Raw genomic sequence first — 24,793 nt, forward strand, 5'->3', positions numbered from 1 at the left:
GGCGCCGATGACGGCGCGGTGGACCGGGGTCGACTCTATCCGGGGCGAAGGGGTGTCCCCACCTCGCCGGGGCCTCACCCCTGCGCGGTGAGCCGGGGGTCGAGGACCCCGTCGTCGAGGAAGGTCCGCAGCCGCACGAGGGTCGCCGCGAGGTAGGCCTCGACCTCGGGGCGCAGCGCGCTCGTGCTGCTCGCGAGCAGCGAGCTCGTGAGGTGCAGCTGGCGGCCGGCGAGCAGCCCCTCGAAGGTCGCGTCGTCCAGCGGCGGGAGCGGGCGCACGGAGGCGTACCCGGCGAGCAGCGCCGTCGGCGCGTCGTCGTCGGGGCTGCGCCGCAGCGCGAAGGTGGCGACGGCCAGGTCGTGGGCGGCGGGGGCGAGCACCGCGTCGTCGAGGTCGACGACCCACGGGCGGTCGCGCCCGCTCTGCCACAGCAGCGCGTCGGGGCGCAGGTCGCCGTGGACGACGTGCACCTCGTGCTCGCGGGCTCGCGACAGCGCGGTCTGCGCGAGCCGCAGGCTCGTCTCGACGACGGCGACGTCGCGCGGGTCGCCGAGCGCACCGGTGAGCAGCTCGGGGTACCCGGCGAGCGGGTCGAGCAGCTCGGCGAAGGCGCCCTCGGGCGCCGCCCAGCCGCTCGCCTGCTCGTGCATGCGGGCCGCGGTCGTGCCGAGCGCCCGAGCCCGGTCGGCGTCGAGGTCGGTGACCCCTTCGCCCTCGCACCACCACGTCGCGCTCGCCCGCAGCTGCTCGTCGGGCGCGAGGCCGGGCAGGAGGACCTGCTCCTCCCCCGACGGACCGGTCCAGGGGGTCGCGACGTCGACCCCGGCCATGGCCAGGGCCTGCGCCCAGGCGGCGCGACCGTGGACCCGACCCTCGTCAGCGTCCACGACAAGCCGCAGCCGCAGCGCGAGGCGGCCACCGCCGACGAGGTCCACGGCGAAGGTGGTGGCACCCGGTGCCACCGGGCCCAGCCGCTCGGCCTCGATGCCGAGCAGCGGCAGCGCCCGCTCCGCGGCCTCGCGCAGCGCGACGTCCCCGGGAGGGCCGGCGCCGTCCGCGCTCACAGCGTGTCCCCCGAGCGCGGCGCCTCGGTGTCGTCGTCGGGGTCGGGGCCGATCGCCTCGACCGGCAGGGCGATGCCCGGCCGCGCGGCGTCGACGACCTGGAGCATCCGGGTCGCGTCGACGAGCAGCGAGCCGTAGGCGAAGACGCCCGCCCCGGCCTCGTACACCTCGTCGCCGAGCGTCGTGATGCGGTCCTGGCAGCGGTCGAGGATCTCGGTGAGCTCGTCGCGGGCGGCGTCGTCGGTGCGGTCGAGCAGCGACATGCCGCTCGCGAGGTCGAGGAGCACCTCGCCGAAGGCCTCGAGGTAGCGCTCGCTCGGCGGCTGCACGGGGTGCTCGGGGTCGCGCACCTCCGACAGCGTCGCCGCGATGCCGGCGATCTGGGCCTGGATGGCCCGCAGCGCACGGACGGCGTCGCGGTACCCGGTCCAGTCCGCGTCGGTGCGCTTGAGCACCATTCGAGGGTTCATCCGGGTGCTCTCCTGCCCGAGGTCGACGGCGGCGAGCACCGACGGCGCCTCGTCGGCGAGGCGCTCGCTGCGCTGGGCCCACTCCTGGGCCTCCTCGACGGTCCACGCCCCGCCCTTGAGGGCCTCGCCGACGTCGGTGACGAGCTCGTAGGCCTCGCCGGCGATGCGCCGCAGCCGTTGCCTCGAGGTCTCGATGTGGGCGGGCGGGGCGAGGACGGCGTTGACGAGGATGCCGATGGCGCCGCCCATGACGGTCTCGAGCATCGTCGCGACGGTGAAGTCGGTGTCGGTGCCGCCGGCGGTGATGAGCGAGAGCAGGGCCATCGTCGGCACCATCGAGCCGTGGTCGCCGAGCGCCGGGACGCGTCCGATCGCGACGGCCACGGCGAGGACGGGGAGCATCGTCCACCAGTGCAGCCCGACGCTGAGCCCCGCGCCGGCCGCCATGAGCATCCCGATGAGCACGGCGACGAGCCGCTGCACGCTGCCGCTCACCGAGCGGGCGATGGTGCGCTCGACGACGAGCATCGCGGCGAGCGGTGCGTACGTGGGGTTCGAGCTGTCGAAGACGTTGGAGGCGAGGGTCCACGCGGCGGTGCCCGCGACGGCGGCCTTGATCACCAGCATCACCGTGCCGCGGGCCCACGGGTCGCCCTCGCGGGCGTTGCGGGCCGTGACGACGACCGGGGTGACGACCTCGCCCTGCATCCGGCGGCGCCAGGCCGCCTGCTGGGCCGGCGTCGGTTCATCGCTCATGCGAGGGGACCGTAGTCCCCCGTCGCCCCGGTCACCGCATCGGCGTCCCCCCTCTGACCTGGGCGGACGCCCCGCCGACCGCTCAGCGCCCGGTGAGGCAGAAGTCGGCGACCCGGTCCGCATGGGCGCGCATCGAGTCGACGAGCGGCAGCGGCGCGGCGTGGCCGTCGCGGAAGAGGTGCTCGATCTCCGTGCACGCGAGGACGGCGGCCTGGGCCCCGCGGTCGGCGAGCTCTGCCATGACCCGGACGTGCTCGGCGCGGGAGGCGTCGGTGACGACCCCGCGCGTCAGCTCGTCGAAGACGACCCGGTCGACGAGCTCACGGTCGGCGGCGTCGGGGACGACGACCTCGACCCCCTTCGCCGCGAGGCACTGCGCGTAGAAGTCCTCCTCCATCACCCACCGGCTGCCGAGCAGCGCGGCGGTCGTCACGCCCTGCGCGACGAGCCGGTCGGCGACTGCGTCGGCGATGTGGAGCACGGGCACGTCGACGCGCGCCTGCACGGCCGGGGCGACCTTGTGCATGAGGTTGGTGCAGATGGCGATGGCGCGGGCGCCCGAGGCCTCGAGGCGCTCACCGGCCGCGGCGAGGGCGTCGCCGGCGCCGTCCCAGTCCTCGGCGAGCTGGGCGGCCCGCACCTGCTCGAAGTCGAGCGACTCGACCGCCAGGCGGGCGCTGCGGTGCCCGCCGAGGCGCTCCTGCACCCGCGCGTTGACGCAGCGGTAGTACTCGAGCGTGGAGTACCAGCTCATCCCGCCGATGAGACCGACCTTGTGCGTCGCCGGGGCGGCGGCGTCGGCGAAGGGGGACGCCGTCACGGCGTCGGGGGCGGCGGTGAGAGCACTCATGGGTCCATCGTCCCGATGCCGCGAGCTCTACGGAATCCGTCATCTCCTAGGAGGGCCCATAAGCCATGCTTGGGTCATGGACGACGTGCCTGACCTCGACCCCCGCCGGCTGCTCGTCTTCCGCGAGGTCGTCCGCGCCGGCTCGATCAGCGCCGGGGCGCGCCGTCTCGGGTGGACCCAGCCGGCGGTGAGCCAGCACCTCGCGGCCCTCGAGCGGGCCGCCGGGATGCCGTTGCTGCTGCGCGGGCCGCGCGGGGTCGAGCCGACCGAGCCCGGGCGGGCGCTCATGGCGCACGCCGACGCGGTCGCGGCCCGGCTGGCCGACGCGAGCGCCGAGCTCGCGGCCTTCGCCGACCGGGCGACGGGTCGGGTCCGGGTCGCGGCCTTCCCCTCCGGCGCCGCGGTCGTGCTGCCCCCGGCACTGCGGCGGCTCGCCGAGGCGCACCCAGCGATGCGCGTCGACCTCGTCGAGGCCGAGCCCCCGCAGGCCCTCGACCTCGTACGGGCGGGTGACGCCGACCTCGGTCTCGTCTTCGACTACGGCAGCACGGACGAGCCGGCGGGCGACCTCGTGGTCGTGCCGGTCGGCTCCGACGCGACGCGCCTCGTCCTGCCCCGCGACCACCCGCTGGCCGGCGCGAGCGGCCCGGCCGACCTCGGCGACCTCGCCGACGACACGTGGGTCGCCGGGTGCCCCCGGTGCAGCGCGCACCTCGTCGAGGCGGCGGGCGCGGCGGGCTTCGTGCCCGACGTGCGGCACACGACCGACGACTACGTGCTCGCGCAGGCGCTCGTCGCGCAGGGGCTCGGCGTCACGCTGCTGCCGGAGACGGCGCTGCAGGCCTACCGGCACCCCGACGTCGTCGTGCGGCCGGCACGGCGCACCCGGGCGCGCCGCCACCACCTCGTGCACCGCCCCGGGGCGCAGCACCTGCCCGCCGTGGCGGCCGTCGTCGCGGCGCTGCGGGAGTCAGTCCCTGCCGGGCCGGTCAGGCGGACGGCAGGGTGATGACCTGCACGCCGTCTTCGGTGATGGCGACCGTGTGCTCGCTGTGCGCGGTGCGCGCGCCCGTGGCGCTGCGCAGGGTCCAGCCGTCCTCGTCGGTGACGAGACGGGCCGTGTCGGCCATGACCCACGGCTCGATCGCGAGCATGAGGCCGGGGCGCAGCTGGTAGCCGCGACCGGGGCGCCCGTCGTTCGCCACGTGCGGGTCCTGGTGCATCGTCGAGCCGATGCCGTGACCGCCGAACTCGAGGTTGACCTCGTACCCGGCGTCCTTGAGGACCGTGCCGATGGCGTGCGAGATGTCGCCGATGCGCGCGCCGGGGGCAGCGGCCGAGATCGCGGCGGCGAGCGCCCGCTCGGTGGTCTCGATCATCGCGAGGTCCGCCGGGTCCTGGGTCGGGCCGACGACGAAGCTCAGCGCCGAGTCGGCCGCGACGCCGTCGAGGACGACGGCGAGGTCGAGCGAGACGAGGTCGCCGTCGGCGAGCTCGTAGTCGTGCGGCAGCCCGTGCAGGACGGCGTCGTTGACCGAGGTGCAGATGTAGTGCCCGAAGGGTCCCCGCCCGAAGGACGGCGCGTAGTCGACGTAGCACGACGTCGCACCCGCGCCGAGGATCATCTCCTTGGCCCACCGGTCGATGTCGAGCAGGTTGGTGCCGACGGTCGCGCGGTCGCGTGCGGTGCGCAGGATGTCGGCGACGAGCGCACCGGTCCGGCGCGCCCTCTCGACGTCGGCGCGGTCGAGGATCTCGATCATCGTGGGTCCCTCCAGGTCCGCGGCCGGTCGGCCGCCGCCCCCATCCTCTCCCACGGCTCCCCCACCCCTTCGCCGAACCCCGCTCCTGGTCCGCGAGCCCCGGTCGTCGCGGCCCCGCGAGGACCGGGCCTGACGGACGACGACCGGGCCTCGGCGAAGGGGGCGCCCACCTCAGCGGTGAGCGGCCGTCTGCGGGCGACGGGACGGGGCGAAGGGGGTCAGTCGAGCGTGAGGACGAGGTGCTCGACCTCGGGGCGGCGGGCCTTGCGCAGGGCGAGGACGGCCGTCGCGCCCGGCGCGGTGGGGCCCGCGACGAGCTCGACCCGGCCCGGCAGCAGCACCGGCTTCTTGAACCACACGTGGCTGGTCGACGGGCCGTTCACCCGCGGCCCGAGGGTCCCCAGGCACCGGGCGTAGGTCCACATCCCGTGCGCGATCGCCGACGGGAAGCCCATCGCCCGCGCGGTGAGCGCGCTCATGTGGATCGGGTTGACGTCGCCGGAGACCCGCGCGTACTGCCGACCGAGGTCACCGGGCAGCGACCACACCGCGGCGGGGTGACCGGTCGGCGTGGCCGGAGGGGCCTCGCCGCGCGGTGCGTCCGCGTCGCCGCGGCCGCGGGCGAGGTACGTCGAGCGCCCCTCCCAGACGACCTCACCGGCGACCTCGGTCACCGTGACGAGGTCGACCGTGCGCCCCTTCGGGTGCGGGGCGAGCCGCTCCGCGTGCACGGTGATGTCGAGGACGTCGTCGGCGGTCAGCCGGCGGTGCACGGTGATCGCGTTCTCGACGTGGACGAGCCCGACGAGCGGCAGCGAGAAGCCGCGCCGGCTCATGAGCTCCATCTGCAGCGGGAAGCCGAGGACGTGCGGGTAGGTGTGCGGCAGCGTGTCGTCGGCGGCGAAGCCGCACAGCCGCTGGTAGGTGCGCAGGTCGCCCCGGTCGACCCGCTGCTCGGCGAGCCGCAGGGAGACGTCGGGGAGGGTCTCCCCCTTCGCCCGGCCGCCGACCGCCGAGCGCAGGAAGACCGGACCCAGCCGCGGGGTGCGGGTCAGCGTCTCGGTCGCCATCAGGCGCCCAGGAGCATCTGGCCGCAGACCCGCACGACGTTGCCGGTGACGCCGCGGTTGGCGTCCCACGCGAACCAGCCGATGGTCTCGGCGACGTCGACGGTCTGCCCGCCCTGGCTCAGGCTGTTCGTCAGCCGGCCGATCTCGCGGGTGGCGAGCGGGATCTTCGCCGTCATCTCGGTCTCGATGAAGCCCGGCGCCACGGCGTTGACCGTGACCCCCTTCGCCCGGATCTGCTCGTCCTGCGCCAGCGCGGTCGTCATGCCGATGACACCGGCCTTGCTCGCCGCGTAGTTCGCCTGGCCGCGGTTGCCCGCGATGCCGGCGATCGACGCCACGTTGACGACATGGCCGCCCTCCCGGATCGCCGGGACGAGCGCCTCGTTCATCGCGAGGATCGACGTGAGGTTGACGTCGAGCACCGAGGCCCAGCGCTCCGCGTCGGTGTTGGCGAGCAGCTTGTCACGGGTGATGCCGGCGTTGTGGACGACGACGTCGAAGCCGCCGTGCCGGGCCTGGGCGTGCTCGACGATCTTCGCGCCCGCGTCGGGCGAGGTGACGTCGACCTGCAGCGCGGTGCCGCCGATGCGGTTGGCGACCTCGGCGAGCGGGCCGCCGGCGGCGGGGATGTCGACGCAGACGACGGTCGCGCCGTCGCGGGCGAGGACGTCGGCGATCGAGGCGCCGATGCCGCGCGCCGCACCGGTGACGACGGCCACCTTGCCGGCGAGCGGCTGGTCCCAGTCGGCCGGGGCCTCGACCGGCGCGACGGGCTCGCCGACGCGCACGACCTGGGCGTCGACGTAGGCCGAGCGCCCGGAGAGCAGGAAGCGGATCGTCGCGTCGACGCCCTCGTCGGCGCCCTCGGCGACGAGCACGAGGTTGGCCGTGCCCCCGCCGCGCATCTCCTTGCCGACCGAGCGCACGACGCCTTCGAGCGCACGGCGGGCCGCGGACTGGGCGACCGAGGTCGCCTCCTCGACGGGCCGGCCGACGACGACGACGCGGCCGGTCGGGGCGAGCGTCTTCAGCGCCGGCGAGAGCACGGCGCGCAGCGACTCGAGGTCGGCCGGGCTCTCCACCGAGGTCATGTCGACGACGACGCCGGCGACCGAGGTCGAGGCGCTCGTCGCCACGGGGATGCCCTCGGCCTCGAGCAGCCCGCGGACGCGGTCGGCGACCGGCGTCTGCCCGTGGCCGCCGAGCAGGACGGCCCCGTGGATGAGCGAGTCACCGACGCGGTGGCGCCGCAGCCGGGTCGGGCGGGGCAGCCCGAGCGAGGTGGCCAGCTGCTTGCCGATGCCGCCGCTGACGAGCTTGCCGTAGTCGAATGCCATGGAGGGGGTCTCCTCGTGTGTGGTGGGGCGAAGGGGGTGTGCGGCGCGGGCCGGGTGAGGCTCAGGCGCCCTCGAGGATCGCGACGACGCCCTGGCCGCCGGCGGCGCACACGGAGATCAGGCCTCGGCTGCCCGGGCCCTTCTCGTGGAGCATCTTGGCCAGGGCGGCGACGATCCGGCCACCGGTGGCGGCGAAGGGGTGACCCGCGGCGAGCGAGGAGCCGTTGACGTTGAGCCGGTCGCGGTCGATCGAGCCGAGCGGGGCGTCGAGACCGAGACGGTCGCGGCAGAAGTCCTCGTCCTCCCAGGCCGCGAGCGTCGACAGCACGGTTGCGGCGAAAGCCTCGTGGATCTCGTAGAAGTCGAAGTCCTGCAGCGTGAGGCCGTTGCGCGCCAGCAGGCGGGGCACCGCGTAGGCAGGGGCCATGAGCAGGCCCTCGGCACCGTGGACGTAGTCGACCGCGGCAGCCTCGCCGTCGACGAGGTAGGCCTGCACGGTGAGCCCGTGCTCGGCGGCCCACTCCTCGCTGCCGAGCAGGACGACGGACGCGCCGTCGGTGAGCGGGGTCGAGTTGCCGGCGGTCATCGTCGCCTGCTCGCCCTTGCCGAAAGCCGGCTTGAGTGTCGCGAGCTTCTCCATCGACGAGTCCGGGCGCAGGTTCTGGTCGCGGCTCAGACCGGCGAAGGAGGTCATGAGGTCGTCCATGAAGCCCTCGTCGTAGGCGCGCGCGAGGTTGCGGTGGCTCTTCATCGCCAGCTCGTCCTGGGCCTCGCGGGTGATGCCCCACGTCTTGGCGGTGATCGCCATGTGCTCGCCCATCGAGAGCCCGGTGCGCGGCTCGGTGTTCGCCGGCGTCTCGATGCCGATGTCGGTCGGACGGATCTTGCTCAGCGCGAGGGCCTGGTTCTTGGCCCCCTTCGCGCGGTTGACCGCGAGCAGCTTGGTCCGCAGCCGCTCGCTGATGGTGATCGGCGCGTCGGAGGCGGTGTCGACGCCGCCGGCGATGCCGGACTCGACCTGGCCGAGGCGGATCTTGTTGCTCACGAGGATCGCGGCCTCGAGACCGGTGCCGCACGCCTGCTGGATGTCGTAGGCGCTCGTGTGCGGGTCCAGGCTCGAGCCGAGGACCGCTTCACGGGTGAGGTTGAAGTCGCGGCTGTGCTTGACGACGGCGCCGGCGACCACCTCCCCGATGCGCTGCCCGCCGAGGTCGTAGCGGGCGACGAGGCCCTCGAGCGCGGCGGTGAGCATGTCCTGGTTGCTCGCCTGCGCGTACGGGCCGAACTGACGGGCGAAGGGGATCCGGTTGCCACCGAGGACGGCGGCGCGACGCGGGAGGTTCGGGGTGGACGTCACGAAGGACTCCTCGGTGTGTCGTGGGGTGCAGCGGGCCGCGACCGGGCTGCCCGGGGCGGGTCATTTATGCGATACGGACGGTAGCAGGTACTTCTGGTGCCTGCTAGCGTCGAGCGCTGTGAGCACGACCACCGACGGACGCAGCGCGCGCTGGGACGCGCACCGCCAGCAACGACGCGTCGAGCTCGTCGAGGCGGCGCTGCACGCCATCCGCGAGCACGGCGCCTCGGTCGGCATGGATGAGATCGCGACCTCGGCGGGCACGAGCAAGACGGTCTTCTACCGCCACTTCACCGACCGCTCGGGCCTCTACCGCGCCGTCGCCGAGCGGGTCGACGAGCTCATCCTGCGCGACGTCGGCCGGGTCGTCGGGCAGAGCCTGCGCGAGACCGATCTCGCCGAGCTGGACGAGGACCCCCGCTCGCTCATCGCCGCGGCCGTGCGTGCCTACCTCCACCTCGTCGAGCGCGACCCCGAGGTGTACCGCTTCATCGTCTCGGCGCCGATCGTCGTCGCCGAGCGCACCGGCAACGCCGCCGAGGTCGCCGCCGACACGACCGGCCGGATGGCCCTGCAGATCGGCGACCTCATCGCCCAGGGCCTCGTCGCCCGCGGCAGCGACCCCGCCCCCGCCCGGGTGTGGGGGCTCTCGCTCGTCGGCATGGTCCGCGCCGCCGCCGACGCCTGGCTCGCCGGCGAGGTCGGCGAGATCTCCGCCGACGAGCTCACCGAGCAGCTCACCGACCTCGCCTGGCACGGCGCGAAGACCGCGTGGTCACCGGCACACCGCTCCCGGGCCTGAGATCGCCCGTCGCCCTGCCAGGATGCGGCTCATGGGTACCGCCGAGCAGATCCGGACCGTCCTCGACGGTCGATGGGGCGAGGTGCGCCAGCAGGTGCGCACCGAGCTCGACCCCGCCGACTTCGCACCGCCGCGCGACCTGCTGCCGATGGACGAGCACCGCCAGCGCACCCTCGACGCCGTCCTGCGGCTCGCCGGGACGACCGACTTCGCGCGCAACGGGCTGACCCGTGAGCAGGGCGGGACCGACGACCACGGGGCGTCCGTCACCGCCTTCGAGATGCTCGGCCACGCCGACCTGTCGGTCTTCGTCAAGGCCGGGGTCCAGTTCGGTCTCTTCGGCGGCGCGATCGCCGGGCTCGGCACCCAGCGGCACTGGGACGCCTACCTGCCCGGGATGGCCGACGGCTCGCTGCTCGGGTGCTTCGCGATGACGGAGACCGGGCACGGCTCCGACGTGCAGTCCCTGCTGACGACCGCGACCTACCTGCCCGAGAGCGACGAGCTCGAGATCCACAGCCCCTCGCTCGCCGCGCGCAAGGACTACATCGGCGGCGCGGCGCGCGACGCCCGTCTCGCGGCGGTCTTCGCCCAGCTCGTCGTCGACGGCGAGCAGCACGGCGTGCACTGCGTCCTCGTGCCGATCCGCGACGAGGACGGCACCGTCCGCCCAGGGGTCACCGTCGGCGACTGCGGCGCGAAGATGGGGCTGCGCGGCGTCGACAACGGCCGGCTCAGCTTCGACCACGTCCGGGTGCCGCGGCACAACCTGCTCAACCGCTACGGCACGATCGACGACGACGGGCGCTACCACTCCCCGATCGAGAGCGCGTCGCGCCGCTTCTTCACCATGCTCGGCACGCTCGTGCGCGGGCGGATCTCCGTGGCCGGCGGCGCCGGTGCCGCGACCCGCACGGCGCTGACCCTCGCCATCACCTACGCCGAGCACCGCACGCAGTTCCACGTGCCGAGCGGCGAGCGCGAGGTGCACCTGCTCGACTACCGCGCCCACCAGGCCAAGCTGCTGCCCCGCCTGGCCCGCAGCTACGCGCTGATGCTCGCGCAGAACGCGCTCGTCGAGCAGATGCACCGCATCGCCACCGGCGAGGAGGACGGCGAGGACGCCCAGCGCGAGCTCGAGGCCCGGGCCGCCGGCATCAAGGCGCTGACGACCGAGCACGCGACCCAGACCATCCAGGTCTGCCGCGAGGCGTGCGGCGGGGCCGGGTACCTCTCGGTCAACCGCTTCGCCGACCTCAAGGCCGACACCGACGTCTTCACGACCTTCGAGGGCGACAACACCGTGCTCCTCCAGCTCGTCGCGAAGGGGATGCTCACGAGCTACTCCGACGCCTTCCACGAGCTCGACACCCGTGGGGCCTTCTTCTTCGGCGCGCGCCAGGTCACCGAGGCGGTCATCGAGCGCACCGTCGGCGGGTCGATCATCCAGCGCCTCATCAGCGGCAGCCCGGGCCGGGACGGCGACGCGGCGCTCGCCGACCGCGGCGGGCAGCTCGACCTCTTCGAGGACCGGGAGAAGCACCTGCTCGAGACCCTGGCGATGCGGCTGCGCCGTGCGGGCGACGACGGAGCCGACTCCTTCGCGATCTTCAACGACGCCCAGCCGCACCTGCTGCTCGCCGCCCGGGCGCACGTCGAGCGCGTCGTGCTCGAGGCCTTCGTCGCGGCCGTCGACGCGACGCCGCCGGGCGAGGCGCGCGAGCTGCTCGACACGGTCTGCGACCTCTACGCGCTGAGCACCATCGCGCAGGACCGCGCGTGGTTCGTCGAGCACGGGCGCCTCTCGGCCCAGCAGTCCAAGGACCTGCTCGGCGCGGTCGACCGGCGGTGCGCACAGCTGCGACCGCACGCGCAGACCCTCGTCGACGCCTTCGCCATCCCCATGGCGTGGCGCGAGACCGAGCTGCTCGAGGACCTCGGCGACGTCAGCTGATCCCCCTTCGCCCTCCTGCCGGGGACCGGGCGAAGGGGGACCCGGCTCAGCTGCTCGGGATGCTGCGGGTCGGAGCGACGTAGCCGAAGCGCTCGCCGTCGGACCACGCCTGGCGGTCGTTGCCGTACGTCGGCAGCCCGCCGGCGCGGCGCAGCATCGCGGCGGTGTGCATGAGGTTCCACGCCATGATCGTCGAGTTGTGGGCGGTGAAGTCGCTGTCGAAGCCGACCGGCTGATCACCTTCCTGCTCGTCGCCGAAGGACGGGCCGGGGCCGATCTCGCCGATCCAGCCGGCGTCGGCTTGGGGCGGGATCGTGTAGCCGAGGTGGCTCAGCGCGAAGAGCAACGACATCGCCGTGTGCTTCACCCCGTCCTCGTTGCCGGTGATGATCGCGCCGCCGGCGCGGCCGTAGAAGACCGACTGCCCCTGGTCGTTGAGCTCGCCGGACATCGCGTACAGCCGCTCGACCACCCGGCGGCACACCGAGCTCTCCTCGCCCAGCCACAGCGGGGTGCCGATGACGAGGATGTCGGCGCGCTCGACCCGCGGCCACAGGTCGGGCCAGGCGTCGTCGGGGAAGTCCTCGCGCATGTCGGGCTGCACGCCCGGGGCGATGGGGTGGTCCATGGCGTAGAGGGTGTCGACCTCGACGCCGGCGCCGCTCATGATGGCGCCGAGGCTCTCGAGCAGGACGCCGGTGTGGGACTGGGTGGAGTCCTTGGTCAGCGAGCAGTTGATCAGCAGCGCGCGCAGGTCGTCGTAGCGCGGCGCGGTGGGGGTGGTCTGGCTCATGACCTCAGGCTAGGGAGCATCCGCCCAGATGGGGCCCGTGTCGGCGCAGCACTTTCACAGCCGCGACACCTACGCTCCGGGGACCGCCCTCGACCTCAGGAGGCCTCATGGACGGCGCGCTGGTCGTCGACCTCCTCGTCGTGGTCACCCTGCTCACCGCCGTGCTCAGCGGGTGGGCCCGGGGCCTGGGCCGCACGGTCGGGGCGCTCGCGGGAGCCGTCGGCGGCGCGCTCCTCGCCCTCGCCGTCGTCGTCCCGTGGGCCGAGGAGCGGCTCGGGCCGCAGACCTCGCCCACCCTGCTCGTCGTCGTCGCCGGCATCCTGTGCGTCGTCACCGGCGCCGCGCTCGGCACCGCGCTCGGCGGCCTGCTCCACCGTGCGCTCGCCCGCATCAGGCTGGGCTGGCTCGACGCCGCCGGGGGCGCCCTCGCGGGGTCCGTCATCACCGCCGTCATCTGGGTGCTCGTCGCGGCGCTCGTGCCGGTCGTCGGGTCGGCGACCGTCACCGACAGCGTGTCCAGCTCGCGGGCGCTCGCCGCCCTCACCCGCGTCGTGCCCGACGAGCTGCAGGACCGCACCGCGCTCGCCCGCGCCCTCGAGCGCAGCCAGCCGTGGCTCGCGGAGGTCGCCGGCAGCCCGTCGCAGCCCCCCTCGATCCCCGCCGTGGACGTCGACTCGGCCGCCCTGCAGAGCTCGAGCGCCTCGGTCGTGCGCGTGAGCGGGGACGCCCGCGCCTGCCGCAGCGTCGTCACCGGCAGCGGCTTCGTCATCGCGCCCGACCGGGTGATGACCAACGCGCACGTCGTCGCCGGGGTGGACGCACCGGTCGTGCGGGCGCCGGGCGAGCTGCCGGTGACCGGCCGCGTCGTCTACGTCGACGAGCGCCAGGACCTCGCCGTCGTCGCGACCGACGGCCTCGACGCCCCCGCCCTCAGTCTGCGCACCGGGGCCCGGTCCGGCGACGTCGCCGTCGTCGCCGGGTACCCGCACGGGGTGCGTCAGCTCCAGCTCGAGGCGGCGCAGGTCGTCGGCCAGCGCAGCACGATCGTCACGACCGACGGCCAGTCGCGGCTGCGTCGCGTGCTCACGCTCGCCTCGGACATCGAGCAGGGCAACTCCGGTGGCCCGGTCCTCGGCTCCGACGGGCACGTCATCGGCGTCGTCTTCGCCAAGGCGGTCGCGGTCGACCGGGTGGCGTACGCGGTGCCGGCATCTGTCGCCGCGCCGGTCGTCGAGCGCGCGCCGGGGATGACCGAGGCGGTGCCGACGGGCAGCTGCACGGCCGCCTGATGGTGGGTCAGACGCGCTCGGCCACCCGCTGACGCGAGCCGAGCACCTCGTCCATGTGCTCCCGGGCCCAGTCCTCGAGGGCGAGCAGGGGGACGCGCAGCGAGTGACCGAGCGCGGTGAGCTCGTACTCGACCCGCGGCGGCACCTCGGCGAAGACGGTGCGGGTCACGAGCCCGTCGACCTCGAGCCCGCGCAGGGTCTGGGTGAGCATCTTCTGCGAGACGCCGTCGACCCGGCGCCGCAGCTGCGAGAAGCGCTGCGGCCCGTCGGCGAGGACCCCGATGACGAGCACCGTCCACCGGTCGCCGATGCGGTCGAGCAGCGCGCGCGAGGGGCACCCCTGGACGTAGGGGTCGTACTCCTGCGGTGTCGTCATGTCTCTCCTGCTCCTGCGGTGCGTGCTCTGGCCCCGCATGCTGCTGCTGTGCGTGCTGCTGCGGTGGGTCGGTGCGGCTCGAGCGGGGCGACGGCGGCGCGACGGTGACCGCCCGGTGACCTGGTCACCGCGAAGTGCCTTTTTCCCCTTCGATACCAGGTCACCTACGGTAACCAATGGAGCGACCCGGCACCAGGCCGGGCCGCGCTGACGCACCAAGGAGCACACCCATGACCCGCATCACCGTCCTCGGGGGCACCGGCTACACCGGTCGCCACATCGCCGTCACCGCCGCAGCGAAGGGGCACGACGTCACGACGTGGAGCCGCAGCGCCCCGGCCGAGCCGGTCGAGGGCGCCACCCACCGCACCGGCGACCTCTCCGACCCGGCCGTCGTCGCCGCCGCGGTCGAGGGCGCCGACGTCGTCATCTCGGCGGTCTCGCCGCGCGGCGAGCTCGCGGAGCAGGGCGCGCTGCGCGGGATCCTCGCGACCGCGGCGCGGCAGGCCCAGGAGCGCGGCGTCCGCCTCGGCGTCATCGGCGGCGCCGGGTCCTTGCACGTCGCCGAGGGCGGCCCGCTCCTCGTCGACACCCCGGACTTCCCGGAGGCCTTCGCCCCGGAGGCCCGCGAGCTCACCGCGGTTCTCGAGGACCTGCGCGCCTCCGACGAGGCGCTCGACTGGTTCTTCCTCTCCCCCGCCGCGGGCTTCGGCGCGTACGCCCCCGGAGAGGCGACGGGCAGCTACCGCACCGGCGGCGACGTGCTGCTCGCCGACGAGCAGGGCGAGTCCTTCATCTCCGGCGAGGACCTCGCGCTCGCCGTCGTCGACGAGATCGAGCAGCCGGCGCACCGCCGCGCCCGCTTCACCGTCGCGTACTGACCGACCGGGGTCCCCGGCGCGCGCCGTCCCGGTGCGCGCCGGCCCCGCGGTCGCAGGTCAGCGGTCGCAGGTCAGCGGTCGCAGGTCAGCGGACCCCGAGGACCCGGTGCTCGCGGATCGACATGACGAGAGCCACCACCCAGCCGACGACGGTCCAGCCGAGGAGCAGGTTCACCCAGAAGACGCTCCACATGTTGCGGTTGCCCCGCACCGCGGCGATCGCCCACGGCAGCATGTAGCCGGCCGTGACGACCGCGACGACGATCGCGACGAGCGAGCTCACGGGGCGGGACGTCCGGTCGGTGATGACGGTAGGCATGGGCCGACGCCAACGCCCGAGGGTGCGAGGAGGCTGGGTCAGCCCTCTCCCGTGTCCAGGCCCGGACGAGCAGGCTGCACGAGGTCGCGCCGGGACTCCAGGCCGAGCTTGCGCAGGATGCTGCGCATGTGGGTCCGCACGGTCGTCACCTCGATGCGCAGGCGCTGGGCCATCTGGGGGTTGGTCAGCCCGTCGAGGACGAGCTGGAGGATCTGCGCCTCCCGGTCGGTGAGCGGCTCGGCCGGCGTGAGACGCGGGGTCGGACGGTCGGCGCCGGGTCCGAGGTCGAGCACCTCTCCCCCGGCGCGCACCTGGCGCAGGGCGGCGAGGAGCGCGTCGGCCGAGACGGTCTTCGCGACGAGGGCGTCAGCGCCGGCGAGCATCGCCATCTGCACGTCGACGGTGCGGGTGAAGGACGTGAAGACGACGACCCGCGCGGTGCAGGCCGTCTTGATCGAGCGGCACAGCTCGATGCTGGCGCGGATGCCCCCGAGCCGCACCGGCAGGACGACGACGTCGGGCTGCAGCCGGGAGGCCTGCGACAACGCCTCGGCGGCGGTGCCCGCCTCGCCGACGACGGCGACGTCGTCGTGCTCGCGCAGCATCGCCTGCAGCCCGCGCAGCACGACGGGGTGGTCCTCGACGAGGAGGACGCGGATCGGCGGGCTCATGCCCTCACCCCCTTCGTCGACGCCGGTGCGCACCGAAGATCTCACGACGACCTCCGCGGTGCTCCCGATGATCATCCCGAAGGGAGGATGGCACCGGTCACGCGGGTGCCTAGCGTGAGGAGCATGGCCCAGCAGAGCGTCCCCAGCAGCATCTCCGGCCGACCCCGTCGGGTCGGCGTCGTCGTCGTCGGGGCGGGGGTGGTGGGCGCGAGCGTCGCCCGAGACCTCGCGCGGCGCGGCGCCGAGGTCGTCGTCGTGGACGGCGCGCCCGGCATCGGCGGCGGGTGCTCCTACGCCAACGCCGCGATCCTCGCGCCCGGCCACGTGACGCCCCTCGCGACGCCCGCGCTGCTGCGCGAGGCACCGGTGCAGATGCTGCGTCGCCCGGCGGCCGTCGCCGTGCGGCCCGCACGGGGTCTGGCGCCCTGGCTCGGGCGGCTCGCGGCGTCCGCCGCGCCGCACCGCTCCGGTCCCGGCGGCGAGCTCTTGCGCGCGCTGGCCAACGAGAGCACCACGCTGCACCGCGAGCTCGCCGACCGCGGTCTCAGCCCGACCCTGCGACGGACCGGCGCAGTCGACGTCTACCTCCGCGAGGCCCGGGGAGCGGCCCTCTCGCCGGAGCAGCTGCGCGCGCTCGAGCCGATGCTCGGTGAGGTCGCGGGCGGGTCGCACGACGAGGACGAGTGGACCGTCGAGAGCCGCAGCTACGTGAGCGCGACCCTCGAGGACGCCGTCGCGCACGGCGCCGAGCTGCACTTCGGCACCGACGTGCGCGCGCTCGTGCCGCACGCCGACGGCGGGCACCACGTCGTCACCGACCGCACCACCGTGCACGCGGAGCACGTCGTCCTCGCCGCGGGCGTCGAGTCCTCCGTCCTCGCCGCACAGGTCGGCGTCGAGCTCCCCCTTCGCGGCGGTCGCGGCTACGTCGTCGACGTCGCCGCGACCGAGTCGGACCTGCGCATGCCCGTGCGGATCAAGGAGCACCGCGTCGTCGTCACCCCGCTCGAGGACCGGGTGCGGGTGTGCGGGTCGATCGAGTTCGGCGACGAGTCCCGACCGGCCGACCTGCGCCGCGCCGACGCGCTGCTGGAGGTCGCGACGCGGGTGCTGCCGGACCTCGCCGGTCGAGAGGTGCTCGACCGGTGGGCCGGTGAGCGCCCGTGCACCCCGGACGGGATGCCGCTCGTCGGCACCTCGCGGGTCGCCCCGGGCCTGGCGGTCGCGACGGGCCACGGCATGTGGGGGATGATCCTCGCCCCCGTCACCGCACGCCTGATCACCGAGGCGCTCCTCAACGGCACCGCCCTGCCGACCGACGAGTGGCTGCACCCCGACCGCTTCACCCGCGGGTCCCACCGGCGGTCCCTCCCCGGTGGGGCGCGCGCGGGCCTGGCGCGACGCGGGCGGGTCGACGGCGGCGTCCGCGCCGCCTCCTAGACTGCGGACGCGGTGCGCCCCGGCACCCCCTGAGCGCGAGGTGTGAGGCCGACGTCCACGAGCCCCGACGCGTCCTGGCGCGGCCACGACCGCGGCAGCCGCGAGTACCGCCGCATCCTCGTCGCGCTGCTCGGGGCGGGTGTCGCGACCTTCGCCCAGCTGTACTCGCCGCAGGGCGTGCTCCCCCTCCTCGCGGGCGACCTCGACATCGACCCCGCGCGGGCCAGCCTGTCGATCTCCGCGGCGACAACCGGGCTGGCGCTGTCGGTGCTGCCGTGGTCGGTGCTCGCCGACCGCGTCGGTCGGGTGAGCGCGATGCGTCTCGCCCTCGTGAGCGCGACGGTCCTCGGGCTCGTCATGCCGTGGTGCCCGTGGTTCGAGGCGCTCGTCGTCGTCCGGGTGCTCGAAGGGGTGGCCCTCGGCGGCATCCCGGGCGTCGCCGTGACCTATCTCAGCGAGGAGGTCTCGGCCCGCTCCGCCGCCGTCGCCGCCGGGACGTACGTGTCGGGGACGACCGTCGGGGGGCTGCTCGGCCGGCTCGTCGCGGCACCCGTGGCCGACGTCGCGGGGTGGCGCGTGGGGACCTTCGCCGTCGCCGTGCTCGCAGCGGTGGCGACGGCGGTCTTCTTCGTCGTCACGCCCCCGCCGAAGGGGTTCCGCCCACGGCGCTCGTCGGTGGGGACGACCCTGCAGGCGGTGCGCCGGCACCTGCGCGACCGCCACCTCGTCGCGCTCTACGCGCAGGGGCTGCTCCTCATGGGCGGCTTCGTCGCCGTGTACAACTACCTCACCTTCCGTCTCGAGGCCCCGCCCTTCCTCGTGCCGGTGGGCGCGGCGAGCCTGCTCTTCCTCGCCTACCTCGCCGGCACCGTCAGCTCCCGTGTCGCCGCCGGGCTCGTCGCCCGGCTCGGACGACGCGCGGTCCTGCTCGCCTCGACCGGGGTCATGGTCGCGGGCACCCTCGTCACCCTCGCCGACTCGCTCGTCGTCGTCGTCATAGGCCTCGTCGTGCTCACCGCCGGGTTCTTCGGGGCCCACTCGGTGGCGTCGGGGTGGTCGGGCACGGCCGCTCGCGGCGACCGCTCGCAGTCCACCTCGTTGTACACGCTCTTCTACTACGGCGGGTCGAGCATCTTCGGCTACCTCGGCGGGCTGGCCTGGAGCGCGCTGGGCTGGGGCGGTCTCGTGACGATGGTCGTCGCGCTGTGCTGCGCCGCCGCCCTCTGGGCGGCGCTGGGCATCCGGGAGGTCCTGCCCCGATCGGGCTGACGCGGCGCCGGACCCGTGCCAGCATCGAGACATGGAGCTGGCCGTCGAGCTGAGCGACGTCGTCAAGACCTTCGGGCGGGCCCGGGCGCTCGACGGGCTGGACCTGCAGGTGCGCACGGGCGAGGTCCACGGCTTCCTCGGGCCGAACGGCGCGGGCAAGTCGACGACGATGCGCGTGCTCCTCGGCCTCATCCGCGTCGACAGCGGCAGGGCGCGCCTCCTCGGGTCCGACCCCTGGCCGGACCCGGCCGCGCTGCACCGGCGGGTCGCCTACGTCCCCGGCGACGTCACGCTGTGGCCGTCCCTCACCGGCGGCGAGGTCATCGACCTGCTCGGCCGGTTGCGCGGGGGCCTGGACCGACGACGGCTCGACGAGCTGCTCGAGCGCTTCGAGCTCGACCCGACGAAGCGCACGCGCACGTACTCGAAGGGCAACCGGCAGAAGGTCGCGCTCGTCGCCGCCCTCGCCGGCCACGCCGATCTCTACCTGCTCGACGAGCCGACGTCGGGGCTCGACCCGCTCAAGGAGGCGGAGTTCCAGCGGTGCGTGCGCGAGGCCGCCGCGGACGGCGCGACGGTCCTGCTGAGCAGCCACGTGCTCGCCCAGGCCGAGGCGCTGAGCGACCGGGTGAGCATCATCCGGGCCGGTCGGCTCGTGCGGTCGGGGAGCCTGGCCGAGCTGCGCCAGCTGACGCGCACGACGGTGAGCGCGCAGGTGACGTCGCCTCCCGGGGCGCTGGCCGACGTGGACGGTGTCCACCACCTGCGCGTCGACGGCGACCGCGTGAGCCTCGACGTCGACCCCGACCACCTCGACGACGTGCTCGCCGCGCTGTCCGCGCTCGGGGTGCGCTCCCTCGTCGCCCACCCGCCCACGCTCGAAGAGCTCTTCCTGCGTCAGTACTCGGACGCGGACGCGGACGCCCCGGGCGCCCCCGGCGACCGTCCCTCGGACCCGTCATGAACCTCGGGCTGACTGGCACCGGCGAGCTCGCCCGGCTCGTCCTGCGCCGTGACCGGGTGCGCCTGCCAGCGTGGGTGCTCGGCCTGGGCGGGCTCGTCGCCTGGAGCGCGGTCGGCGTGCAGTCCGTCTACGACACCCCGGCGAAGGTCGCCGGCTACGCCGCCACGGTCGGGACGAGCCCGGTGAGCCGGCTGATGTCCGGGCGTCAGGCCGGCATCGACACGATCGGCGGGATCACCGCCAACGAGATATCGCAGGTGGCCCAGCTCGGCGTGTGCCTCATGGTGATCTTCCTCGTCGTCCGGCACACGAGGGGAGACGAGGAGTCCGGTCGCTCCGAGCTCGTGCGCTCCGGGGTCGTCGGCCGCCACGCCGCGACCCTCGCCGCACTCATCCACACCGTCGCGGCCGCGCTCACCGTCGGCGGGATCACCGCGATCTCGATGCTCGGCGTGGGCCTGGGCACGGCGGGCAGCGTCGCCTACGCCGTCGGCCTGGTGCTGCTCGGCGGATGCTTCGCGGCCGCCGCGCTCGTCGCCGCCCAGCTGACGTCCTCGGCCCGCACCGCGCTGGCGCTCGCGGGCGCTGCCGTCGGCGTGGCGTACCTCGTCCGCGGTCTCGGGGCCATCCGCGACGACGCCCTCGTGTGGCTGTCCCCCTTCGGGTGGGCGCAGGAGATGCAGGCCTTCGGCACCGAGCGGTGGTGGCCGGCCGGGCTGCTCGCCGTCGCGACGGCCGCCCTGCTCGTCGGGGCGGCCTGGCTCGAGACCCGCCGCGACCACGGCGGCGCCCTCCTCCACCCCCGCCCCGGGCCGGCCCGCGCCTCGCGATGGCTTGCCTCCCCCCTCGCGCTCGTCCTGCGGGTCCAGCGAGGCGCGCTCGTCGGCTGGGTGGTCGGTCTCGCCGCCCTGGCCGTCATCTACGGGGCGGTCATCCCCACGATCCCCGACCTCCTCGCCTCGAACCCCGAGATCGGGCAGTACATCGGCGCGAGCGGGAGCGCGCAGGAGGCGCTCGTCGACGCCTTCGTGCGCTACGTCCTGCTCTTCCTCGCGGTCGTGTCGACGGCCTTCGGGGTGGCCTGCGTGACCCGGCTGCACGGCGAGGAGGAGTCGGACCGCGGCGAGCTCGTGCTCGCGGCGGCGGTCTCGCGCACCCGGTGGGTCGGCGCCACGGTCGCCGTCGCGTGCGCCGGCTCGATGCTGCTCCTCGCGGCGTCGGGTCTGGGCCTCGTCGTGGGGTACGTCCTCGGCGGCGGCGAAGGGGTGAGCCTCACCGAGGTCGTCGGCGGCCAGCTGAGCTATGTGCCGGCGGTCCTCGTCGTCGTCGGCGTGGCCGTCCTCCTCGTGGGTGCACGACCCCGTGCGGTCCCGCTCGCATGGGTCGTCGTGGCAGCGGTCGCCGTGCTCGCCCTCCTCGGGCAGAGCCTCGGGCTGCCGGAGGGCGTCGAGCGGGTGTCCCCCTTCGCGGTGCTGCCGGGGGTGCCGGTCGAGCCCTTCGACCCGGTGCCCGGGGCGGTCGAGCTCGTCGTCGTCGCGCTCCTCGTCGGTGGGGGCACGTGGGCGTACCGCCGGCGCGACCTCGGCTGATCGGTCAGCCCGCGGTGAGACCGGACCCTGTCACGGTGCCCGCCGGGCTGGTCGCCTCACGGCACATCGACCACACGACCGGCCCGTCCGGGATCTCGGTCGACCCGGTGACGACGAAGCCGTGCCGCTCGTACAGGCGCACGTTGCGCGCGTCCGAGGTCTCCAGCGCGACCGCCGACATCATGCCGTCGACCCGGCGCAGCCCCTCGGCGATCACCGCCGAGCCCAGACCGCGCCCGGCGCTGCCCGGACGCACCCCGAGAGTGGCGAGATCCCAGGCCCCCGCGGGCCGCGGGGGCAGGTCCGCGGACATGACGACAGCCAGGCGGTCGTCCATGAGCTCGGCGACCCGGGCCTGCGTCGCGTCGTCGGGGTCCGGCGCGCCCGGCGGCAGGAAGGCGCCCACCCCGTGCACCTCGTCGTCGACGAGCACGACCCCGTGGCGCAGCGCGTGCGCCAGGTAGAGCAGCTGGAGCTCTTCGAGCCGGGCGAGGTGGTCGTTCGCGGGGATCGACCACCGCGTCCACGGGTAGTGCTCGAAGGCCCGCACGAGGGTGAGGGCCGCCTCGGGCAGGTCGACGGGGGTCGCTGGCCGGACGTCATGACTCACGCGGGCGACCGTACCGAAAGAACGCTCAGCCGCCCTGACGACCCCGACCCAGCCTCCCGGCGCGACCACCCTGGTGCGACGACGCCAGCCGGGTCTGCCCGGCCATCGCGCCTGGTCCGTCTGACCACCGCACCCGGACCTCGTCGGCCCGACCACGACGTGCAGACCTCGCCGGCCCGACCATCACGAGCAGGTCTCCCCCAACCGCACCTCTCCGACCCACCTCTCGGACCGGGGCCGGGTCAGAGGTGCCAGGTCACCCCGGTGCTCGTCACCGTCGCCATGAGGTCGAGCTGGTGCACCCGGGTGTGGTGCCGCTGGCACAGGAGGGCGGCGTTGCTGACGTCCGTCAGGCCGCCACGGGACCACCAGCGGACGTGGTGCGCGTCGCACCACTGCGGCGGGACGGTGCACCCCGGGTAGGTGCACCCCTGGTCGCGGTGCCACAGGACACGCTGCTGGCCCGGGGTGAAGAGACGCACCACACGGCCCATGTCGAGCACCTCGCCGGAGCCGCCGAGCACGACGGGCACGATGCCGGCGTCGCAGGCCATCCGACGGACCACCGACGGTGCGAGGACCTGGCCGGTCGCGGTCGTCGCTCCCCCGTGGGCGTCGTCACCCAGGAGCGTGGAGAGCGGGATCAGCACGTGGACCTGCGCCTTGTCGGTGCGGGCCACCTCGCCGGGCGCGGAGACGCCGCGACGGATGATCTCGAGGAGCGCCTCGGCACGGCGCTGCGCCGGGCTGCGCTCGTCGCGCTCGCCCTCGGGCCCGGTCACCGGACCGGACAGCGCCGCGAGCGCGGCGTCGACGACGGCTGCTCCCTCGGGGTCGAGGACGACCCGGTAGGACGTGAGCCCTGCCGGTCCCTCGTGCCGGAAGAGCGCTCGTGCGGCACGCGCTCGGCGGTCGTCGTGCTCCAGGTCCTCGACCGGCCGCAGCAGGCGCCCGGTCCGGGTGACGGCCTGGGCGAGCTGACGCTCGGTGAGCCCGCTGATGCGCTCGTGCGGCCCGTGCCCGTCGGGCCCTGTCGGGACGACGTCGTCGCGAGCACCGTCGAGCAGGATGCGCATGGCCTCGGCGAGGGACTCGGGCTCGGCGACCGGCGCCACCTGCGTCTCGAGCCGGACGAGCTGGTCGGCCTTAGTCAGCGGGAGGTCTCCGGCCGTGAAGGCCGCGGTCACCTCGGGGACGCGGGTCCGCCCCTTCGCCACCCGCAGCACCCGGGCGACGTGGTGCACGTCGGGCGCGGGTGCTCGCGCTGCCTCGGATCGTGCCACCCAGTCGTGGGCTGACCACGACCGCTCGGCCGGCAAGCCGCGCTCGAGGCCCTCGCGGGCCACGGCGACCTCGGCCACGTCGACGAGCTGACGCAGCTGCCCGACGAGGGCGAGCGCGTCGTGCACCTCGTCGTCGGCGAGCCGCCACGTCTCGTCGCCGAGGTCGTGCTGCAGCTGCAACGACCGGAGGGCGTCGCGGAGCCCGGGGAGGACACCTGCTCCGCCCCACCGCGCCGTCGCGATCGCTGCCATGGAAGAACTCTGCCAGCGACCACCGACAGCGCTGAGCCCCGTCGCGGCGGCTGGCACGATGACGCGATGACCTCGGCAGCTGCGAGCCAGACCCGCCCGATGACCGCGGCCGACTGGCCCGACGTCGAGCGCATCGACCGCGAGGGCATCGCCACAGGCCTGGCGACCTTCGAGACGGAGCCGCCGACCTGGGAGCGCTTCGACGAGCACCGGCTGCACGCCCCCCGCCTCGTCGCGACAGGCGATCGGGGCGAGGGTGGTCGGCTGGGCTGCGGTGACGGCCGTGTCGACGCGCCAGGTCTACCGCGGGGTCGTCGAGCACTCGATCTACGTCGCGTCCGCGGCTCGCGGCCAGGGTGTCGGCGGGCGCCTCCTCGCAGACCTGCTCGCCGCGGCGGACGAGAGCGGGATCTGGACCGTCCAGGCGACGCTCTTCCCCCAGAACCTCTCCAGCCTGGCCCTGCACCACGCCCACGGCTTCCGCACCGTGGGCACGAGGGAGCGGATCGCCCTCATGACGCACGGCCCCCTCGCCGGCACCTGGCTCGACACGGTGCTCGTCGAGCGGAGGAGATGAGCGAAGGGGGGCGGGTGCAGGTGGTCTCGAGGCTCGCTGGCGCTCGCACCTCGACCAGCGAAGGTGGGGCGGGTGGTCTCGAGGCTCGCCGGCGCTCGTACCTCGACTAGCGAACGGGGCGAGATGAGCGCAGGCGCGGGAGGGTTCGCGGAGCATCAAGCGGACCGGACCGGAGCCGAGGGCGCGCAGCGCCCGAGCGAAGGGAGGACCAAGGCTCCGCGGGCCCTGCTGCGGCGGAGCGGTGGGGACGGGTGGTCTCAAGGCTCGCCGGCACTCGCACCTCGACCAGCAACGGCGCTCGCACCTCGACCAGCGAAGGGGGCGCGATCTCGGGGACGAAGAGGGTGGACGTAAAGGGACTCGAACCCCTGACCTCTCGCGTGTGAAGCGAGCGCTCTAACCAGCTGAGCTATACGTCCGTGGTGCTGCCGCGGTGAGGCGGTGAAGCCAGTGCAGAGTACCTGGCGCTCTCCCCCTTCGTCACATCGGGCTACGCACCCAGCCCGGGGAGCATCCGCAGGTACTCCTCGACGACGTCCGGGGTCCACCCCGGGAGCCCGGTGACGAGGAGCGCGAGGTAGAAGCACAGCCAGCCGATCGCGACCGAGACCATGACGAGCGGGATCTTCGCGGCGAGGGGCAGGTGACGGGCCCACTGCTCGAAGGACTTCACCTCGGCCTTGACGAACTGCGTGACCCGGCGGGCCCACATGTACTCCGTCGACCACAGGAAGAGGCCGACGAAGATGACGACCCAGCCCGGGCCGACGAGGGGGACCATGGGGATGCCGACGACGATGAGCGCGAGCCCGGCGACGAAGACCCCGATGCGGTAGACCGGGCCGAGCACCGGGTTGAGGCGCACCGCGCGCCGCCAACGGATCGAGTCCTCCTCGGGGTCGATCATCTGGTTCTCGCCGAAGCGCTCCAGCAGCTCCTCGCGCACGAGCTCGTGCTGGTCGCGCCGGATGGCTCGGTACGGACGACGGTGACCCTGCGCGTCGAGCCCGAGGCCCCGACGCTCCTCCTCCTGCTGCTCCCCCCGCGTGGCCTCCAT

The 24,793-nt window shown here is 74.5% G+C and carries 23 protein-coding genes, 1 tRNA gene and 1 pseudogene; 10 read left to right on the forward strand and 15 right to left on the reverse strand.

The genetic code is table 11. The features are described from left to right. Positions 1 to 74 precede the first annotated feature (74 nt). The 3 genes from L6241_RS01585 to L6241_RS01595 form a co-directional block, all read right to left on the reverse strand. Positions 75 to 1,064 carry a phosphotransferase enzyme family protein gene (locus L6241_RS01585; protein WP_368244490.1) on the reverse strand — a complete coding sequence of 330 codons (990 nt, stop codon included), beginning with the start codon at positions 1,062 to 1,064 and terminating at the stop codon, positions 75 to 77. Further along, positions 1,061 to 2,290 (reverse strand): aromatic acid exporter family protein, encoded by a 1,230-nt coding sequence (locus L6241_RS01590; RefSeq protein WP_368244491.1) that lies wholly within the window; start codon positions 2,288 to 2,290, stop codon positions 1,061 to 1,063. The genes L6241_RS01585 and L6241_RS01590 overlap by 4 nt, the downstream gene beginning before the upstream one ends. An 82-nt stretch (positions 2,291 to 2,372) precedes the next feature. Then, complete coding sequence (locus L6241_RS01595) at positions 2,373 to 3,140, reverse strand: aspartate/glutamate racemase family protein (protein WP_368244492.1); 768 nt, start codon at positions 3,138 to 3,140, stop codon at positions 2,373 to 2,375. Positions 3,141 to 3,216: 76 nt separating this feature from the next. Between L6241_RS01595 and L6241_RS01600 the strand changes: the two genes are divergently transcribed. Next, positions 3,217 to 4,149, forward strand: a complete 933-nt coding sequence (locus tag L6241_RS01600; protein ID WP_368244493.1) for a LysR family transcriptional regulator — start codon at positions 3,217 to 3,219, stop codon at positions 4,147 to 4,149. On the opposite strand, the gene map is transcribed toward L6241_RS01600, so the two are convergent. From map to L6241_RS01620, 4 genes are all read right to left on the reverse strand, one after another. After that, complete coding sequence (gene map, locus L6241_RS01605; RefSeq protein ID WP_368244494.1) at positions 4,130 to 4,903, reverse strand: type I methionyl aminopeptidase; 774 nt, start codon at positions 4,901 to 4,903, stop codon at positions 4,130 to 4,132. The genes L6241_RS01600 and map overlap by 20 nt on opposite strands. 218 nt (positions 4,904 to 5,121) lie before the next feature. Continuing rightward, positions 5,122 to 5,973 carry a MaoC/PaaZ C-terminal domain-containing protein gene (locus L6241_RS01610; RefSeq protein WP_368244495.1) on the reverse strand — a complete coding sequence of 284 codons (852 nt, stop codon included), beginning with the start codon at positions 5,971 to 5,973 and terminating at the stop codon, positions 5,122 to 5,124. Further along, positions 5,973 to 7,310 (reverse strand): 3-oxoacyl-ACP reductase, encoded by a 1,338-nt coding sequence (locus L6241_RS01615; RefSeq protein WP_368244496.1) that lies wholly within the window; start codon positions 7,308 to 7,310, stop codon positions 5,973 to 5,975. Before L6241_RS01615 ends, L6241_RS01610 begins: the two co-directional genes overlap by 1 nt. 61 nt (positions 7,311 to 7,371) lie before the next feature. Continuing rightward, positions 7,372 to 8,667, reverse strand: coding sequence for an acetyl-CoA C-acetyltransferase (locus L6241_RS01620; protein ID WP_229298989.1), 1,296 nt, complete (start codon positions 8,665 to 8,667; stop codon positions 7,372 to 7,374). Between the two features lie 118 nt (positions 8,668 to 8,785). Here L6241_RS01620 and L6241_RS01625 point away from each other — a divergent pair, with 118 nt between their 5' ends. Then, the gene (locus L6241_RS01625; RefSeq protein WP_068275547.1) at positions 8,786 to 9,469 is read left to right on the forward strand and encodes a TetR/AcrR family transcriptional regulator; all 684 of its coding nucleotides are present in this window, start codon (positions 8,786 to 8,788) and stop codon (positions 9,467 to 9,469) included. A 31-nt stretch (positions 9,470 to 9,500) separates the two neighbouring features. Next, a complete protein-coding gene (locus L6241_RS01630) occupies positions 9,501 to 11,423 on the forward strand; it encodes an acyl-CoA dehydrogenase (protein ID WP_368244497.1) in 1,923 nt (640 codons plus the stop codon). Positions 11,424 to 11,469: 46 nt separating this feature from the next. Here L6241_RS01630 and L6241_RS01635 read toward each other — a convergent pair whose 3' ends face one another. Further along, positions 11,470 to 12,216, reverse strand: a complete 747-nt coding sequence (locus tag L6241_RS01635; protein WP_201467088.1) for a flavodoxin family protein — start codon at positions 12,214 to 12,216, stop codon at positions 11,470 to 11,472. A gap of 107 nt (positions 12,217 to 12,323) precedes the next feature. On the opposite strand from L6241_RS01635, the gene L6241_RS01640 reads away from it, so the two are divergent. Then, positions 12,324 to 13,505, forward strand: a complete 1,182-nt coding sequence (locus L6241_RS01640) for a MarP family serine protease (RefSeq protein WP_368244498.1) — start codon at positions 12,324 to 12,326, stop codon at positions 13,503 to 13,505. 7 nt (positions 13,506 to 13,512) lie between these two features. On the opposite strand, the gene L6241_RS01645 is transcribed toward L6241_RS01640, so the two are convergent. Continuing rightward, positions 13,513 to 13,881 (reverse strand): winged helix-turn-helix transcriptional regulator, encoded by a 369-nt coding sequence (locus L6241_RS01645; protein WP_368244499.1) that lies wholly within the window; start codon positions 13,879 to 13,881, stop codon positions 13,513 to 13,515. 230 nt (positions 13,882 to 14,111) lie between these two features. Here L6241_RS01645 and L6241_RS01650 point away from each other — a divergent pair, with 230 nt between their 5' ends. Then, positions 14,112 to 14,762, forward strand: a complete 651-nt coding sequence (locus L6241_RS01650; protein ID WP_368244500.1) for an NAD(P)-dependent oxidoreductase — start codon at positions 14,112 to 14,114, stop codon at positions 14,760 to 14,762. A gap of 85 nt (positions 14,763 to 14,847) precedes the next feature. Here the strand turns inward: L6241_RS01650 and L6241_RS01655 are convergent, their stop codons facing one another. Continuing rightward, positions 14,848 to 15,081 carry a superinfection immunity protein gene (locus L6241_RS01655; protein WP_123091854.1) on the reverse strand — a complete coding sequence of 78 codons (234 nt, stop codon included), beginning with the start codon at positions 15,079 to 15,081 and terminating at the stop codon, positions 14,848 to 14,850. A 38-nt stretch (positions 15,082 to 15,119) separates the two neighbouring features. Continuing rightward, positions 15,120 to 15,827 carry a response regulator gene (locus tag L6241_RS01660; RefSeq protein ID WP_368244501.1) on the reverse strand — a complete coding sequence of 236 codons (708 nt, stop codon included), beginning with the start codon at positions 15,825 to 15,827 and terminating at the stop codon, positions 15,120 to 15,122. Between the two features lie 48 nt (positions 15,828 to 15,875). Here L6241_RS01660 and L6241_RS01665 point away from each other — a divergent pair, with 48 nt between their 5' ends. The 4 genes from L6241_RS01665 to L6241_RS01680 are packed head-to-tail and all read left to right on the forward strand — an operon-like array spanning position 15,876 to position 21,014. Then, on the forward strand, positions 15,876 to 17,192 hold the full coding sequence (locus L6241_RS01665) for an NAD(P)/FAD-dependent oxidoreductase (RefSeq protein ID WP_368244502.1): 1,317 nt from the start codon (positions 15,876 to 15,878) through the stop codon (positions 17,190 to 17,192). 42 nt (positions 17,193 to 17,234) lie between these two features. Next, positions 17,235 to 18,461, forward strand: a complete 1,227-nt coding sequence (locus L6241_RS01670) for an MFS transporter (RefSeq protein ID WP_368244503.1) — start codon at positions 17,235 to 17,237, stop codon at positions 18,459 to 18,461. Between the two features lie 31 nt (positions 18,462 to 18,492). Further along, entirely contained in the window at positions 18,493 to 19,425 is a 933-nt protein-coding gene (locus L6241_RS01675) for an ATP-binding cassette domain-containing protein (RefSeq protein ID WP_368244504.1), read from the forward strand. Next, positions 19,422 to 21,014 (forward strand): ABC transporter permease, encoded by a 1,593-nt coding sequence (locus L6241_RS01680; RefSeq protein ID WP_368244505.1) that lies wholly within the window; start codon positions 19,422 to 19,424, stop codon positions 21,012 to 21,014. The genes L6241_RS01675 and L6241_RS01680 overlap by 4 nt, the downstream gene beginning before the upstream one ends. A gap of 4 nt (positions 21,015 to 21,018) precedes the next feature. On the opposite strand, the gene L6241_RS01685 is transcribed toward L6241_RS01680, so the two are convergent. Both L6241_RS01685 and L6241_RS01690 read right to left on the reverse strand, forming a co-directional pair. After that, positions 21,019 to 21,624: a GNAT family N-acetyltransferase gene (locus L6241_RS01685; protein WP_368244506.1), complete on the reverse strand. Its 606-nt coding sequence runs from the start codon at positions 21,622 to 21,624 to the stop codon at positions 21,019 to 21,021. Positions 21,625 to 21,866: 242 nt separating this feature from the next. Continuing rightward, on the reverse strand, positions 21,867 to 23,159 hold the full coding sequence (locus L6241_RS01690; protein WP_368244507.1) for a DUF222 domain-containing protein: 1,293 nt from the start codon (positions 23,157 to 23,159) through the stop codon (positions 21,867 to 21,869). A gap of 99 nt (positions 23,160 to 23,258) precedes the next feature. On the opposite strand from L6241_RS01690, the pseudogene L6241_RS01695 reads away from it, so the two are divergent. Continuing rightward, positions 23,259 to 23,736, forward strand: a pseudogene (locus L6241_RS01695) (N-acetyltransferase family protein). A gap of 345 nt (positions 23,737 to 24,081) precedes the next feature. Here L6241_RS01695 and L6241_RS01700 read toward each other — a convergent pair. Together L6241_RS01700 and L6241_RS01705 are read right to left on the reverse strand one after the other, a co-directional pair. Beyond that, positions 24,082 to 24,155, reverse strand: a tRNA-Val gene (locus tag L6241_RS01700). A gap of 71 nt (positions 24,156 to 24,226) precedes the next feature. After that, on the reverse strand, positions 24,227 to 24,793 hold the full coding sequence (locus tag L6241_RS01705; protein ID WP_368245133.1) for a PGPGW domain-containing protein: 567 nt from the start codon (positions 24,791 to 24,793) through the stop codon (positions 24,227 to 24,229).

Source organism: Janibacter sp. Y6 (genome assembly GCF_040900765.1).
GTDB classification, from domain to species: Bacteria; Actinomycetota; Actinomycetes; order Actinomycetales; family Dermatophilaceae; genus Marihabitans; species Marihabitans melonis.

Coding starts and splice junctions, on each gene's coding strand:
- L6241_RS01590 (WP_368244491.1), bottom strand. CDS start 2,290: ATGAGCGATGAACCGACGCCGGCCCAGCAGGCGGCCTGGCGCCGCCGG.
- L6241_RS01595 (WP_368244492.1), bottom strand. CDS start 3,140: ATGAGTGCTCTCACCGCCGCCCCCGACGCCGTGACGGCGTCCCCCTTC.
- L6241_RS01600 (WP_368244493.1), top strand. CDS start 3,217: ATGGACGACGTGCCTGACCTCGACCCCCGCCGGCTGCTCGTCTTCCGC.
- map (WP_368244494.1), bottom strand. CDS start 4,903: ATGATCGAGATCCTCGACCGCGCCGACGTCGAGAGGGCGCGCCGGACC.
- L6241_RS01610 (WP_368244495.1), bottom strand. CDS start 5,973: ATGGCGACCGAGACGCTGACCCGCACCCCGCGGCTGGGTCCGGTCTTC.
- L6241_RS01615 (WP_368244496.1), bottom strand. CDS start 7,310: ATGGCATTCGACTACGGCAAGCTCGTCAGCGGCGGCATCGGCAAGCAG.
- L6241_RS01630 (WP_368244497.1), top strand. CDS start 9,501: ATGGGTACCGCCGAGCAGATCCGGACCGTCCTCGACGGTCGATGGGGC.
- L6241_RS01635 (WP_201467088.1), bottom strand. CDS start 12,216: ATGAGCCAGACCACCCCCACCGCGCCGCGCTACGACGACCTGCGCGCG.
- L6241_RS01640 (WP_368244498.1), top strand. CDS start 12,324: ATGGACGGCGCGCTGGTCGTCGACCTCCTCGTCGTGGTCACCCTGCTC.
- L6241_RS01645 (WP_368244499.1), bottom strand. CDS start 13,881: ATGACGACACCGCAGGAGTACGACCCCTACGTCCAGGGGTGCCCCTCG.
- L6241_RS01650 (WP_368244500.1), top strand. CDS start 14,112: ATGACCCGCATCACCGTCCTCGGGGGCACCGGCTACACCGGTCGCCAC.
- L6241_RS01655 (WP_123091854.1), bottom strand. CDS start 15,081: ATGCCTACCGTCATCACCGACCGGACGTCCCGCCCCGTGAGCTCGCTC.
- L6241_RS01660 (WP_368244501.1), bottom strand. CDS start 15,827: ATGATCATCGGGAGCACCGCGGAGGTCGTCGTGAGATCTTCGGTGCGC.
- L6241_RS01665 (WP_368244502.1), top strand. CDS start 15,876: ATGGCCCAGCAGAGCGTCCCCAGCAGCATCTCCGGCCGACCCCGTCGG.
- L6241_RS01675 (WP_368244504.1), top strand. CDS start 18,493: ATGGAGCTGGCCGTCGAGCTGAGCGACGTCGTCAAGACCTTCGGGCGG.
- L6241_RS01680 (WP_368244505.1), top strand. CDS start 19,422: ATGAACCTCGGGCTGACTGGCACCGGCGAGCTCGCCCGGCTCGTCCTG.
- L6241_RS01690 (WP_368244507.1), bottom strand. CDS start 23,159: ATGGCAGCGATCGCGACGGCGCGGTGGGGCGGAGCAGGTGTCCTCCCC.
- L6241_RS01705 (WP_368245133.1), bottom strand. CDS start 24,793: ATGGAGGCCACGCGGGGGGAGCAGCAGGAGGAGGAGCGTCGGGGCCTC.